Raw genomic sequence first — 13,940 nt, 5'->3', positions numbered from 1 at the left:
CATCGCCGCGGGCCTGGCCGCGCTGGCCGCCACCGGCAGCAACCCCGGGCCGGGCGCGCTCGTCCCGGCCGGCGCCCCGCCGCTCCACCAGGCCGGCGCCGGCGTCGCGGTCGTCACCGCGGTCTACGCCGCCGCGCTGGCCCTGGCCGCCTACGGGCGCGCCCGCGCGGGCGGGCCGCTCAGCTCGTTCACCAGCATCCGAAGGAAGAGCACGTGACTCACCCCGAGAACCTCGAGCACCTTGAGAACCCTGAGAGCCGTGAGAGCCGTGAGAAGACCGAGCATCCGATGACCTCGATGCCGATGGTCCTGATGTACCACTCGGTCGACCACTACGACCGGGACCCGCATCTGGTGACCGTCACGCCCGAGCGCTTCGAGCGGCAGCTCCGCTGGCTCCAGGCGCGCAGGCTGCGCGGCGTGAGCGTGGGCGAGCTGCTGCGCGCGGACGCCGAGGGCGGCACCCGCGGGCTGGTCGGCCTCACCTTCGACGACGGCTACGCCGACTTCGCCACCCGGGCGGTGCCCGCGCTGGTGCGGTTCGGGTTCACCGCGACGGTGTTCATGGTCGCCGGGCACGCCGGGGGCTACAACAGCTGGGACTCCGGACCGCCCAAGTCGCTGATGACCACCGACCAGCTGCGCGCCGTCGCCGACTTCGGCATGGAGGTCGCCTCGCACGGCATGCGGCACATCTCCCTCCCGGGGGCGCCCGCCCAGCAGGTGCGGGACGAGCTGCGGCAGAGCCGGTACGTCCTGGAGGAGGCCGTCCAGCGGCCCGTGACCGGCTTCGCCTACCCCTACGGGCACGTCAGCCCCCGGGACGTGGCGGAGGTCAGGGCAGCCGGGTACGACTACGCCTGCGCCATCCGTCCCGACGAGCCCGGCCGCCACGCCCTGGCCCGCACCTACGTCGGCGAGCGCGACCGCGGCCTGCGGCTGCGCGCGAAGGTGGTCCGGCACGAACTGCAATGGCTGGTCCGCATATGACGCGGGTCCTGCACGTCATCACGGGCCTGGAGCACGGCGGCGCCGAACGGCAGCTGGCGCTGCTGCTGGACCACCTGCCCAAGGACCGCGTCGAGTGCGAGGTCGCGGTCCTCACGCACGCGGGCGCGCTGGGCGCGGGCATCCGCGCCGGGGGCGTCCCCGTCCACGAGATCGGCATGCGGAGCAACCGGGACGCGGCGGCGCTGCCGCGGCTCGTCCGGCTGATCCGCAAGGGCCGGTACGACGTCGTCCACACGCACCTGTACCGGGCGTGCGTCTACGGGCGCGTTGCCGCCTGGCTGGCCCGGACGCCGCGCATCGTCGCGACCGAGCACTCCCTGGGCGACGGCCACATCGAGGGGCGCCGGACGACGCCGGGCGTCCGCGCGCTCTACCGGGCGAGCGAGCGGCTCGGCCACGCGACCGTCGCGGTGTCCCCGAGCGTCACCCGGCGGCTGCTGGACTGGGGCGTCCGGCCCGCCCGGCTGGTCACGATCACCAACGCGATCGACGCCGGGGCGTTCGCGTTCTCCGCGGAGCGCCGGGCCGCGGTCCGCGGCGCCCTGGGGATCGGGCCGGAGGAGTTCGTCGTCGGCAGCACCGGGCGGCTCGTGCCGTCCAAGAGCCTGGACCTGCTGGTCCGCGCGTTCGCGGGCACCGGCCGCACGGCCCGTCCCGGCTCCGGCGACGGGCGGCTGCTCATCGTGGGGTCCGGACCGGCCCGGCCCGAGCTGGAGGAGCTGGCCGAGAACCTCGGCGTCGCCGGCCGCACGCACTTCACCGGCGGGACGGCCGACGTCCCCGGGATGCTCGCGGCGATGGACGCCTACGCGGCCCCGTCCGCCCACGAGACCTTCGGGCTCGGCGTGCTGGAGGCGCTGGCGGCCGGGCTTCCCGTGCTCTACCGGACGTGCCCGGCGATCGACGACCTGCCGTCGCTCATGGCGCCGCGCGTGCAGCGGCTTCCGTCGTGGGTGGCGGCCTGGAGCGCCGCGCTCGACGCCCTGCCGCGCACGGAAGCGCCCACCCCGGCCCGCGCGGCCCCGCCGCCGCTGGTGGGGCACTACGCCGTGGAGGCGCGGATCGCCCAGCTCGTCGACCTGTACCACGAGGGCCCGGCGGCGGTCCGGCCCGTGGGCGGCAGCGCGCTCGTCGCCACCTGACGGCCCCGCTCGCCGCCGCCGCACAGCACCTCGTCCCGCACCACCTCCTCGCGAGCACGTCCTCTCCGAAAGGGCCAAGGCATGCAAGAAATCCGCGTCCTCGTCATCCGCGTCCTGAAGAACTTCGGGCGCCGGTTCGCCCTCCCGATCGCCATCGTGCTGGCGTGCCTGCTGGCGGGGCTCGGGTACGGGCTGTTCAAGGCCCCGACCTACTCGGCGACCAGCTACGTGCTGGTGGTCTCGGATCCGGACGGCGGGCCCGCGGCGGTCAACTTCGCGCAGGCGTACGGGCGGCTGGCGTCGATGCGGGAGACGCTCCAGTGGGCGGCCAAGCCCATCCCGGGCCAGGTGCTCGACCGCTCCCGCGCGCGGATCCAGGCGTCGTCCTCGCCGGACACCCCGCTGGTGCGGCTCACGGCCTCGGCCGGCACCGCGATGCTGTCGGCGGAGCTGGCCAACACCGCCGCCGACGCGCTGGTCCGCTACGGCAACGCGCACCAGCACGACACCGGCGTGCGGGTCGCGCCCATGACCCAGGCGTCGGTGCCCGCGGCGCCCAGCTCGCCCAACCTGCCGCTGAACGTGGCCGTCGGGGTGGCGACCGGGCTGCTGCTGGGCGGGCTGGTCGCGGCCACCGGGGTCGCCTCGCGGGTCCGCCGGGCGTTCGAGGCGGCGCTCGCGAGCGCCGCCGAGGAGATCGCCGCCGCGGCGGCGTCCGAGAACGCGGGCAAGGGCAAGGGCGTGAGCAAGGACGGCAAGGACGCCAAGCCCGCGGCGAAGGGATCCCCGTTGACGGCGGAGGCACGCCGATGACCGATGTGGAACTGGGCCGCGTCCGCGCCGTCCCGTTCGTGGGCAACGTCATCGACTTCGGCTCCGGGGTCGATCTCGGTACCAGGACAGGGACCAGGGGCGGGGTCAGCGACGGCTGCTCGTTCGGCTGGACCGTGGAGCTCCACCGCGACGACACCGCGCTCGACGGCCTCGCCGCCGAGTGGGACGACCTCTACGCGCGCAGCCCGGCCGCCACCCCGTTCCAGTCCCACGCGTGGCTGGCGGCCTGGTGGCGCAACTACGGCAGGCGCGGAAGCCTGCGCCTGGCGCTGGTACGGCGGCACGGCCGCCTGGTGGCCGCCGCCCCGCTGATGGAGGTGCGGCGCTGGGGATGCCCGGTGCTGGTCCCGCTCGCCGCGCCGCAGAGCGACCACACCGACGTCCTGCTGGACCGCGACGAGGCCCAGGGCGCCGCCTGGTACCTCACCCGCGCGCTCCTGGGCGCGTCCGGCTGGTGCGCGCTCGACTTCCCCGAGGTCAGGCCCGGTTCGGCGGCGCACGTGCTGGCGGGGGCGTGGCCCCGGACGTCGTGGCGCACGCCCGCGTCCACCTGCCTCGAACTGCCCGCCGGGGACATCGCGGGCGTCCTGGGCCGGCTGCCCCGCCGCAGCGCGGGGAAGCTGCGCGCCAAGCTCCGCCGGATCGACGCGTACGGGATCACGGCCGCGCCGGTCCCGGCCGAGGACGCCGTGGCCGGCGTCGAGCGGCTGCTGGAGCTGCACGCCCGGCAGTGGCGGGGCCGCCCGATCAACCCGGAGCACGTCCGCCCGCGCTTCGGCCGCCACCTGGCGGACGCGCTGGGCCCGATGATCCGCGACGGGCGGGCCGCGCTGTACGAGTACCGCTGGGAGGGCGGGCTGGTGGCCTCCGACCTGGTGCTGATCGGCCACGAGTTCGCGGGCGCGTACCTGTACGGGGCGGAGCCGAACCTGCGCGACTTCGTCGAGGTGACGCTGATGCTGCTGCGGCAGGACCTGGGCGTGGCGCGGGACGCGGGCGTCCCGGCGCTGAGCATGCTGCGCGGGGACGAGCCGTACAAGAGGAAGTGGCGGCCCGTCGCCGTGCACAACGAGCGGCTGATCCTGGCGCGCGCACCCGCGCTCGCCTCCGCGTACGCCGCCGCCGCGCGCTGCCACGCCGAGCTGCGGACGCGCCGGGACGAGCACCGGCATCGTGCCGAGCACGGCGGGCGCACCGCCCCCACGGGACCGGGCATGGACGGCCGCCATGCGTGACGGGCTGCGCGTCCTGCACGTCACCCAGCCCACAGACGGCGGGGTCGCGGTGTACGTGGCGCAGGCCGTCGCCGACCAGGTTCGCCGGGGCTGGGACGTGGCGGTGGCCTGCCCGTCCGGCGACTCCGAGGGCGCGGGCGGCCCCGGCGGCGGGCTCCCGGCACGGCTGGAGGAGTTGCGCGTGCCGCATCTCGCCTGGGACGCGGAGCGCGAACCCGGCGCGCGCACGCTGCGCGAGGCCCGCGAGCTGCGGCGGATCGTCGACCGCTTCGGGCCGGACGTGCTGCACCTGCACTCGGCCAAGGCCGGGCTGGCCGGGCGCCTGCCGGGCCCGTCCGCGCCGGGCGGCCCGCCGCGTCCCGCGACGATCTTCCAGCCGCACGGCTGGTCGTGGCTGGCCGTCACGGGCTCACGGGCGGCGGCGGTGCTGCGCTGGGAACGGTACGCGGCGCGCAACCGGACGGACGCGCTGATCTGCGTCGGCGCGGGCGAGCTGCGCCTGGGCGAGGCGGCCGGGGTGCGCGGGCCGTACCAGGTCGTCCGCAACGGTGTGGACCTGAGCCGCTTCACCCCTGCCGGGGACGCCAACCGCCAGGCCGCGCGGGACGCGCTGGACCTGCCCACGGGCGCGCCCCTGGCCGTGTGCATCGGGCGGGTGACCCGACAGAAGGGCCAGGACGTGCTGCTGGCCGCGTGGCCCGCGGTCCGGGCCGCCTGCCCGGACGCCCTCCTGGCCATCGTCGGGGACGGCGACGACCTGCCCGCGCTCCGCCGCCGGGCGGACGGGCTGCCGGGCGTGCTGTTCGTCCCTCCGGTGCCGGACACGCGCGCGTGGTTGGCGGCGGCTCACCTGGTCGTGCTGCCCTCGCGCTGGGAGGGGCTGCCGCTGGTCGCGCTGGAGGCCCTGGCGTGCGGCCGCTCCCTGGTGTGCAGCGGCGTTCCCGGGCTCACGGAGGTCCTGCCCTACGGCGCCGGGGCGCTCGTCCCGCCCGAGGAGCCGGACGCGCTCGCCGCCGAGTTGACCTCCCGGCTGTCGCGTCCGCGCGACGCGGACGAGGAGGGCAGGGTGGGCGCGGGCGCCGCCGGGGCGTTCGACCTGTCCGGCACGCTCGCGCTGCTGGCGGAGGTCACCGCCGGACTGGCCGGCCCCGGAGCGGGCGGAGAAGCCGACGGCGATTCTTGGACGGACGAGGTGTTTCCGCCGAAGAGTTCGCGATAGACGGCCGCCGAACGCGGATTGTTCTGGCACTGCCACACGCCGTGCGGGCAATAATCGGCAATGCTTTGGTACATCATGTTGTTCTGCTCCATCCAGTGATACATCCCACGGATGTAGTCGGGATTATCGGAGTTACGGAACAGTCCCCATTCCGGGATGGACAGCCGCTTGCCGTGGACCGCCGCGAACATCGCCTGGTCCCGCAGCCCGAGCGGTTCATGAACATACCGGGCGAAATTGCCGCCCTCCGGCTGGTCGTAACTGTCGGAACCGATGATGTCGACGACGTCGTCACCCGGATAGCACTCGGTCCACGGCACCGCGTCACGGCCCCGCGCCGCCGTGAAGTCGAACCGGAACGCGGTGCCCGGCACCGACCGCATGGTCCACACGATCCGCCGCCAGTAGGCCCTCCACGCCGCCGGGTCGGGCCCGCACCGGTGGCTGTAGGTGGTGCCGTTCATCTCCCAGCCGGGCACCAGGACGGTGTCACCCATCCGCTCCAGCACCAGGCGCTCCGCCAGCGTCCTGAAGTGCCGGTCGTAGGCCCCGGACGCGCCGTTGCGCAGCATCTTGGCGACCGCCCGGTCGGGCAGCCCCACCTCGTTCGGCGCGAGCATCGGGACGTTCAGCACCAGCATCCGCCCCGGGACGGCGTGCCGCCACAGGGACCACGGCCGCAGGATCTCGAACGGCCCCTCGATCGCCTTCCACACCTCGCCGGGCAGGTAGGTGCGGCCGACCGTGACCGGGGAGCCGAGCCAGCGCTCGAACGCCTCGATCCTCTGGACGCCCTCCGCGCCCGACCCCAGAAACGCGCCGAGCGGTATGCGGCGGCGCTTTTCGCGGCGCATTTCCTGGGATGTCGCGGGTGGGTTTCCCGAGGCGGAATCGGGGGATGTTCGGAGCGGTGTTACCGCCCGGGATTCACCGGCGACATGTCCGGTGGATTCGGGGTCGGGCCGGCTCGCGGTGATGGCCGCCACCGTCAGCGCCACGACGACCGTGAGGCCCGCCACAGCACGGCAGAGAAGTCCCAAAGGAGATCTTGCACGCCCATGGCCGAACGGCCCCCGAGCACGATGGTCATCGCCTGAGCTCATGCGTAACGTATGCCCGATGGCGCGGGTGGATGAACAAACGGATCTCCGCACCGAGAGCAGAATTACCGTTTTTTAGAGAAAGCTTCCTTATTATGTATTACCGGCTAAGAGCGCATTTTCCGGCGAAACGGGCGGCCTGACCGATGCAGTCCCCGCCGCCGCCCGCCGCCCCGGGCGCCCGCGCCCCCGAGCTCGACGCCGGGCTGCCGGTGCTGCTCCTGCGCACCGACCGCAACCCCTTCCACCACGGGACGCTGGGCGCGATCCGGTCGCTGGGCCGCGCGGGCGTGCCGGTCCACGCGATCCTGGAAGGCCCCGGCAGCCCCGCCGCACGCTCGCGCCACCTGCACCGGCGCTGGCCGTGGGGCCCCTCGCCGCACACCGCGCCCGAGGCGCTGGCCGAGCACCTGCGGCACATCGCCGGGCTGATCGGCCGCCGCACCCTGCTGCTCCCGCTGGACGACGCCGGCGCCATCTTCATCGCCGAGCACGCTCCCGCCCTGGCCGAGTGCTTCGCGTTCACCGCGCCCGACCCGTCCAGCCCGCGGCGGGTGGCCGACAAGTCGCTGCTGGCCGAGCAGTGCGCCCGGTTCGGCATCGACTGCCCCGAGAGCCTCGTCCCGCGCTCCCCCACGGAGGTGGAGGCCGCGCTGACGCGGCTGGGCCTCCCGCTGGTGGTGAAGTGGCCGCGGCCATGGCTGCTGCCGCCCGGCCATCGCGGCACGGTCGTCGCCCGTACCGCCGCCGAGGTCCACCGGCTGTTCGCCCTCGCGGCCACACTCGGCGGGGCCGCGGCCCAGACGGCGGGCCCGCCGATCCTGCAGCGCCACGTTCCCCCCGAGGGCGGCGACTGGTTCTTCCACGGCCACTTCGACGGCGACGGCGCCTGCCTGTTCGGCGCCACCGGCCGCAAGCACCTCGCCCACCCCGCCGACGCCGGCCACACCGTCTCCGGCGAATGGGTCCTCAACCCGGCGCTGGAACGGCTCGCCCACAAGATCGTCGACCTGCTCGGCCACCGCGGCACCGTCGACCTGGACTTCCGGTTCGAGGCCCGGACCGGCACCTACCACCTGCTCGACTTCAACCCCCGGCTCGGCGCGCAGTTCCGGCTGTTCCGCGACGGGTCGGGCCTCGACCTGGTCAGGATCGCCCACCTCGCGCACTCCGGCCGCGCCGTGCCCCAGGCCCGCCCCCGGTACGGGCGCACCCTGCTGGTGGAGAACCACCTCCTGCACCATGCCCTGACCCGTCCGGGCGAGCGCCGCGCGGCCGTCCGGCGGCTGCGCGAGGCCGGCGAACCGGCCTGGTTCGCCGCCGACGACCCGGTCCCGTTCCTGTCCATGGCAGGGCGGAGCCTGGCGCGCGGCCTGGCCCGCGGCCTGCGGCGCGGCACCACCGGAGGGTAGCGGCCCACCACCATCACGACACGGGGGAACCCATGCACGACTCGACCGCCGACGCGCTCATCGTCGGGGCGGGGCCCTACGGCCTCTCGACCGCGGCCCACCTCAAGCACTACGGCCTGGACGTCCGCGTCATCGGGACGCCGATGGAGTTCTGGGACGGCAGCATGCCGCGCGGCATGTTCCTGAAATCCGAGCCGTTCGCCTCCAGCCTGGGCGCCCCGTTCGCGGGCGCCGCGTTCACCGACCGGCATCCGGGGTGGCGCAATGGGCGGCCCATCCCGCTGGCGACGTTCGTGGAGTACGGCCGCTGGTTCGCCGAGAACCTCGTCCCCGACTGCGAGGACGCCCAGGTCGAGCTGGTCGATCGCCACCGGTCGCGCGGCGACTTCACCGTCACGCTGTCCACCGGCGAGGTCGCGCGGGCCCGCGCGGTCATCATGGCGATCGGGGTGCGGTCGTTCGCGCACACGCCCGTCGTGCTGTCCGGGCTGCCCCCGCACCTGTGCACGCACAGCGTCGAGCACCGCGATCTCGACCGGTTCGAGGGCCGGGAGGTGGCGGTGATCGGCGCGGGCCAGTCGGCGCTGGAGACCGCGGTGCTGCTGGCCGACGCCGGGGCGCACCCGCTGGTGCTGGCGCGTACCGAGCGGCTGGCCTGGAACTCGGTGCCCGTGCCGTCCCCGTCGCTGGTCAACCGCGCCCTGCGCGGGCCGCACTCGGGGCTGGGACGCGGCTACCGGACGTGGCTCTGGGCCGAGCACCCCTGGGCCACGCGCCTGCTCCCGGACGGGACGCGGCGGCACCTGGTCCGCACCACCATGGGCCCGGCCGGGGCGTGGTGGCTGCGCGACCGCCTGGACGAGCGCGTGCAGGTGCTGACCGGCCGGGTGGTCACGGGCGCGCGGGAGTCGGACGGCGGGGCCGTGGTCCGCACGGCGGGCCGCACCGGCGGACGGGGCGAGCACCACGCCGACCACGTGATCGCCGCGACCGGGTTCGTCCCGGACCTCGGGCGGATCGACATCCTGGCGCCGGAGCTGCGCGGGCTCGTCCAGGCCGCGCACCGGTCGCCGGTGCTCGGGCCGTCGTTCGACAGCACGGTGCCGGGGCTGTACTTCACCGGGCTGGCGTCGGCGGCGAGCTTCGGGCCGGTGATGCGCTTCGTGCACGGCGCCGACTTCACGGCCCGCCGGATCGCCGCGCACGTCGCGGCGCGGGCCGCCGGCCTCGCGGCGCAGCCGGCCGTCACCCCGCCCGCGCGTCCCGCGGAAGAGACCGCCAGCGAGGCGGCCAAGGAGGCGGCACCCCAGGGTTGACCGACCGCACGACCTCGCCACGTTCCGGCAAACAGTCGGTAGACCACCAGGCCCAGCACGGTGCCGGGGGCCACGCTGGGGGCCGACGGGAAAGACACGCCAACCGGAAACGAATGCGGGCGATCATTACTCTCAGTGCTGCTATCGTCGCCCAACGTCACACGCGACGCCGTCCCCGAGGAGTTCCGCGCATGCAGCCGGCACCGATCCGCGACGGGGCCCGCCGGGTCCCCGAACCGGTGCCGCACGCCCGCGTCCTGCTGCGCGGGGCGGCGCGGGTCGCGGTGGTCGCGGGGCTCGCGTTCGCGGGCTGGTACCTGCTGTCCGCGCTGGCCGGGTCACCGGCCTCCGCGACCGCGGACCCGGCCGACCCGGGCGGCGCGGCCGGACGGCTCGGCGCGGCGCTCACCGCGAGCGCGGACCGGGCCTCCGGCGACGTGCTCGCGCACACGACCGAGCACGCGACCGAGCACGCGACCGGGCGGCTTCTCGGCCGTCCCTCGTCCGCCGTCACGAGGCTGGTGGACGAGGTCTCCGACAGGTCGGGGCTGCACGAGCTGCGTCCGGCCGGGGCCGCGCTCATCGGGAGCGCCGGGCTGCGGGACGACCAGCGCGCCGTCGACCGCCTGCTCTCCCCGCTCACCGAGCAGCCGCCCGCGCTGGGCACGCTGCCCGGCACGGGCCGCGCCACCGCTCTCCAGGCCGCGCACGACGACGCGGGCGCGCAGGCGTCCCCGGCCGGTGCCCGCGGCGGGTTCTCGGCGGCGGCGCCGGGCGTCGGTTCGGGCGCGTCGCTGAAAACGGGCTGCGGGTCCTGCGCCCGCGCGGGGCAGGGGCCGTCCGCGCCGCAGCCCCTCATGCCCCCGGGGCAGGGCGACGCGAGCGCCGCGTTCCTGCACACCATGTACGGGCCCGGCCCGATGACGGGCACCCTTTCCTCCCCCATCGACGCCACGCCCGCGACCGTGGACGTGCGCGCCCTTCCGGCGGCGGCGATGCAGGACAAGTCCGCACCCGCCCGCCCGATGGTCGTCCCCGACTAGGACGGCGGCGAACTCGGCCCGTCGACGCATTCGCCGTCGACGCGAGCGGCCCCAGCGGCCCACTGCACGAACCCACCGGAGGAGAGGGCGGCCAACGCCCGCCGTTCCCCGGACTTCCCAGCACCTCATCAGCAGCAGGCAGTGCGCGCCTCGCGCCCTTGCCGTTCCCATCCGATCCGCTACACCGCAACGAGGGAGTAGGACATGCGGAACTGGACGAGAAACATCGCCCGCACCGCCCTGGTGGCGGCGGGCATCGCCATGGCCGGCACAGGCCCCGGCACCGCCTCAGCCGACATCACCAGCGGCGAAAGGGGCTCCAACAGCGGCAACCAGATCTTCGCCCCTCAGAACACGCCCATCAACATCTGCGGCAACGCCATCGGCGTCGTCAGCGTGGCCAAGGCGTGGTGCGTCGGCGGCGCCCACGTGCACGGGGGCAAGGGCAACGTCACCTCGGGCAAGCACAGCATCGGGGGCGGCAACCAGATCGACCGGTCCCAGAACACCCCCATCAACGTGTGCGGCAACAGCGTCGGCGTCGTCGGCGTCGCGAAGGGCGACTGCCCGGGCGGGGCGACGGTGAACGGGGGCCACGACCACGGCAAAGGCAGCTCGCAGCACCGCGCGTCGGCGTCCGTGGGCGACGCGTCCGGCAGCAAGTCGGAGGGACCGCTGAGCGGGGTGCCGACGGGCCAGCTGACCGGCACCGACCCGGTGCGGCCCGTCTCCGACCTGGCCGGTTCGGTGGGCCTGCCCGCAGACGCTCCCGCCACGTCCAAGCCCGGCGCGCCCAGGCCGGCCCTGCCCAAGGCTCCCGCGCCCAAGCCGCGGGCCGCCAAGCCGCAGGCGGTCAAGGCGCCGGCCGCCCAGTCCGCGCTGCCGCTGGAGGGCCTCAAGCTGCCGTCCACCGCGCGGCAGAACGTCCCCACCGGCCAGCGCACCCGCGACATCCCCGAGGCAGGCGGCATGCTGCGCGAGGCCGCGGACACGCTCGGCCTGCCCTCGGCCGAGGGACTGCCGGACGCGTCCGGGCTGCCCGGGGCGCAGGGCCTCACCGACACGATCGGGCGCGGGCTCCGCTCGGCGCAGAGCCCGCAGGAGCTGAACGGCACGCTGGCCGGGGCCCCGGCCGCGCTTCCCGCGGCCGGCGCGTCCGCCGGGGAGACGGTCGCCCGGCGGGTCGCCGAGCAGGACCCGCCGGACCCGACGCAGGGCGTGCGCAAGCTGATCGAGTCGCTCGGCGTCGCGATCCGGCCGCTGCAGCAGAAGACGGTGCCCACCCCGGAGCAGGCGAACCAGCTGAAGGAGCTGAAGGACCGGATGGGACAGCAGAAGCAGCAGCAGCCGGGCCGCCCGCCCGCGCAGGCGCCCGCGCAGTCCGCTCCCGGCGGCCGGCCCACCCAGCCCCAGCAGCAGAGGGCCTCCGAGCCCCCGCTGCCGCTGCCGCTGGACGGGCTTCCGATCAGCGTGGGCCGCGGCACGCCGCTGAACCCCTGACCTCCTGATCCGCGGCCCTCAGGCCCTCAGACCCTGAGGCCCGAGGGCCGCGGCACCTCCCCCGGACGAGCGACGGACACGGGAACCGAAGGACGAAGGACACCCGAAGGCATGCGTACACAGGCCGTCATCGGCACCCTGCTGGCAGCGCTGGCGCCGGTACAGGCGGCGGCCGCCTCCCCCTCCGCGACCCGCACCCCGCCCCACGCCCCGACGGCCGTCTCCGCCCCCGCGAAGCCCGCCGGGCGCGTGCTCGCGCGGATCTCGATCCCCCGGCTGAAGCTGAGGCACCGCCCGATCCGCGAGGGCGTGTCACGCCGCGTCCTGGCCCGCGGCATCGGCCACTATCCCGGGACGGCGATGCCCGGCGAGATCGGCAACGCGGTCCTGCTCGGCCACCGCACCACCTACCTGGCGCCGTTCCACGACCTCGACCGGCTGCGCCGCGGCGACCGGATCATCGTGCGCGGCGGGCGCACGACCCACGTCTTCCGCGCCTACGGCACGCGGATCATCTCCCCGCGGAAGGCGAGCGTCCTCGCGCCGGTCCCGTTCCGGAAAGGGCGGACGCCCCGGGAGAGCGTCCTCACCCTCATCAGCTGCCACCCCAAGGGGTCGGACCGCATGCGGATCGTCGTCATCGCCCGCAAGGACGGTGCGCCGTGAACCGGTCGCTGCAGGAACTCCCGACGCCCCCCGCGTGGATCTCCAAGCCGCTGTACGCCATGACCCCCGACGAACTGCGCGACCTGCACGCCGCGCTCTGCCGCGAGACGCCGCCGGACGCGGCGCTGCTGCGCGCCGTCGACAGGTGCCTGGCACTGTTCGCCCCGCCTCCGGCCGCCCTCCCCCGGCCGCCCGCCGCCGTCACGCCGGCGGACGACGAAGAGGACGAGGACGACTCCTGGGCCCTGGACGGCTGAGCCCCCCCGGGACCGGCCGATCAGCGCAGCTGGCCGGCCGGCCTGGGCCCGGCCCGCTCCCCGCCGTTCACCTGCAGCAGGTACTTGACCAGCGACGTCAGCACGCTCTTCGCCGACTCCCGGCTGCGCGCGTCGCACAGCACGACCGGCGTCTCCGGGTTCAGGTCCAGCGCGTCCCGGATCTCCCGGGCGGCGTAGTCGAACCCGTCGTCGAAGCAGTTGACGCCGATGATGAACGGCAGGCCGCGGTTCTCGAAGTAGTCCACCGCCGGGAAGCAGTCCGACAGCCGACGCGTGTCGGCCAGCACGATCGCGCCCAGCGCACCGTGCGAGAGCTCGTCCCACATGAACCAGAACCGGTCCTGGCCGGGCGTCCCGAACAGGTACAGGATCAGGCCGTCCCGGATGGTGATCCGGCCGAAGTCCATCGCCACGGTGGTCGTGGTCTTGCGGTCCACCCCGGAGGTGTCGTCGACGCCGACGCTCTGCTCGGTGAGGACCTCCTCGGTCTGCAGCGGCTTGATCTCGCTGACCGCGCCGACGAACGTGGTCTTGCCGACCCCGAAACCCCCCGCCACGAGGATCTTGACCGCGAGGGGCATCGCGGCTTCGGTGGCGTCAGAGCGCCTCGAGTCCATGGAGCACTTCCCTGAGCAGATGTTCGGTCACGGTCTGGCTCTCCTGCTGCGGGCGCCTGACCGCGATGAGCCGGTGGGCGAGCAGGTCGCCGAGCAGTACCCGCACGACGACCAGCGGCAGCCCCAGGCGGGCGGAGACCTCCGCCACCGAGTGGGGCCGCACGCACAGGTCGACGATGGCCAGATGCTCGGGTCCGATGTCGGGCGAGGCGCTGGCCGGGGTCGCCACCGTAGCGATGATGGCGATCATCTCGAAGCCCTCGCCGCGGGTGCGTGGCCGGGCCCGGCCGCGCGTCAGCGCGTACGAGCGGACGAGGGGACCCGCGTCCTCGTCGAGCCATTCGTTTCCGGGGCCGTTCATCTCCCTGTCACGACCCCTCGTCGAACTCGATGGTCGACTCCGTACGGCCGCGCCGGGTGCCCCGCTGGATCGAGGACATCATCGAGCGCATTTCCTCGGGCGAGCGTTCGGCGCGCGGCGGAGCCTGCTCTTCCGGGGCGGCGTTCTCCCCGGTCGACTCCTCCCGCAACTGCGGCGCGAGGTTGGCCTGGCGGACGCGGCGCGGC

15 protein-coding genes are annotated in these 13,940 nt (G+C 75.0%); 12 read left to right on the top strand and 3 right to left on the bottom strand.

The genetic code is table 11. From position 1 onward, the window contains the following. The 12 genes from ACFPZN_RS54110 to ACFPZN_RS54055 form a co-directional block, all read left to right on the top strand. Positions 1-217: hypothetical protein (locus tag ACFPZN_RS54110; protein WP_378292877.1), on the top strand; the 217-nt coding region annotated here is incomplete at its 5' end. Next, positions 214-990, top strand: coding sequence for a polysaccharide deacetylase family protein (locus ACFPZN_RS54105; RefSeq protein WP_378292875.1), 777 nt, complete (start codon positions 214-216; stop codon positions 988-990). The genes ACFPZN_RS54110 and ACFPZN_RS54105, both read left to right, overlap by 4 nt. Beyond that, positions 987-2,153, top strand: a complete 1,167-nt coding sequence (locus ACFPZN_RS54100) for a glycosyltransferase (protein ID WP_378292873.1) — start codon at positions 987-989, stop codon at positions 2,151-2,153. Before ACFPZN_RS54105 ends, ACFPZN_RS54100 begins: the two co-directional genes overlap by 4 nt. 81 nt (positions 2,154-2,234) lie before the next feature. Then, positions 2,235-2,966, top strand: coding sequence for a YveK family protein (locus ACFPZN_RS54095; RefSeq protein ID WP_378292871.1), 732 nt, complete (start codon positions 2,235-2,237; stop codon positions 2,964-2,966). Further along, the gene (locus ACFPZN_RS54090; RefSeq protein WP_378292869.1) at positions 2,963-4,222 is read left to right on the top strand and encodes a GNAT family N-acetyltransferase; all 1,260 of its coding nucleotides are present in this window, start codon (positions 2,963-2,965) and stop codon (positions 4,220-4,222) included. The genes ACFPZN_RS54095 and ACFPZN_RS54090 overlap by 4 nt, the downstream gene beginning before the upstream one ends. Continuing rightward, positions 4,215-5,441, top strand: coding sequence for a glycosyltransferase family 4 protein (locus tag ACFPZN_RS54085; protein WP_378292867.1), 1,227 nt, complete (start codon positions 4,215-4,217; stop codon positions 5,439-5,441). The genes ACFPZN_RS54090 and ACFPZN_RS54085 overlap by 8 nt, the downstream gene beginning before the upstream one ends. Before the next feature lie 1,246 nt (positions 5,442-6,687). Next, positions 6,688-7,953, top strand: a complete 1,266-nt coding sequence (locus ACFPZN_RS54080) for a carboxylate--amine ligase (RefSeq protein WP_378292865.1) — start codon at positions 6,688-6,690, stop codon at positions 7,951-7,953. A gap of 32 nt (positions 7,954-7,985) precedes the next feature. Next, positions 7,986-9,269, top strand: a complete 1,284-nt coding sequence (locus ACFPZN_RS54075; protein WP_378292863.1) for an NAD(P)-binding domain-containing protein — start codon at positions 7,986-7,988, stop codon at positions 9,267-9,269. Between the two features lie 191 nt (positions 9,270-9,460). Beyond that, entirely contained in the window at positions 9,461-10,312 is an 852-nt protein-coding gene (locus ACFPZN_RS54070) for a hypothetical protein (RefSeq protein WP_378292861.1), read from the top strand. Positions 10,313-10,516: 204 nt separating this feature from the next. Continuing rightward, complete coding sequence (locus tag ACFPZN_RS54065) at positions 10,517-11,812, top strand: chaplin family protein (RefSeq protein WP_378292859.1); 1,296 nt, start codon at positions 10,517-10,519, stop codon at positions 11,810-11,812. A gap of 111 nt (positions 11,813-11,923) precedes the next feature. Next, positions 11,924-12,478, top strand: a complete 555-nt coding sequence (locus ACFPZN_RS54060; RefSeq protein WP_378292857.1) for a class E sortase — start codon at positions 11,924-11,926, stop codon at positions 12,476-12,478. Further along, complete coding sequence (locus tag ACFPZN_RS54055) at positions 12,475-12,735, top strand: hypothetical protein (RefSeq protein WP_378292855.1); 261 nt, start codon at positions 12,475-12,477, stop codon at positions 12,733-12,735. The genes ACFPZN_RS54060 and ACFPZN_RS54055 overlap by 4 nt, the downstream gene beginning before the upstream one ends. Before the next feature lie 20 nt (positions 12,736-12,755). Here the strand turns inward: ACFPZN_RS54055 and ACFPZN_RS54050 are convergent, their stop codons facing one another. The 3 genes from ACFPZN_RS54050 to ACFPZN_RS54040 all read right to left on the bottom strand — a co-directional run. Then, positions 12,756-13,373, bottom strand: a complete 618-nt coding sequence (locus tag ACFPZN_RS54050; RefSeq protein ID WP_378292853.1) for a GTP-binding protein — start codon at positions 13,371-13,373, stop codon at positions 12,756-12,758. Further along, positions 13,354-13,734: a DUF742 domain-containing protein gene (locus ACFPZN_RS54045; protein WP_378292851.1), complete on the bottom strand. Its 381-nt coding sequence runs from the start codon at positions 13,732-13,734 to the stop codon at positions 13,354-13,356. The genes ACFPZN_RS54050 and ACFPZN_RS54045 overlap by 20 nt, the downstream gene beginning before the upstream one ends. A 7-nt stretch (positions 13,735-13,741) precedes the next feature. Then, positions 13,742-13,940, bottom strand: a 199-nt coding sequence (locus ACFPZN_RS54040; protein WP_378292849.1) for a hypothetical protein, incomplete at its 5' end; no start/stop codon positions are given.

Origin of the sequence: Actinomadura rugatobispora, from assembly GCF_042656285.1 — a bacterium.
Lineage (GTDB): Bacteria > Actinomycetota > Actinomycetes > Streptosporangiales > Streptosporangiaceae > Spirillospora > Spirillospora rugatobispora.
Note: the sequence above shows the minus strand (reverse complement) of the source record. Positions and strands in the feature narration are given on the sequence as shown.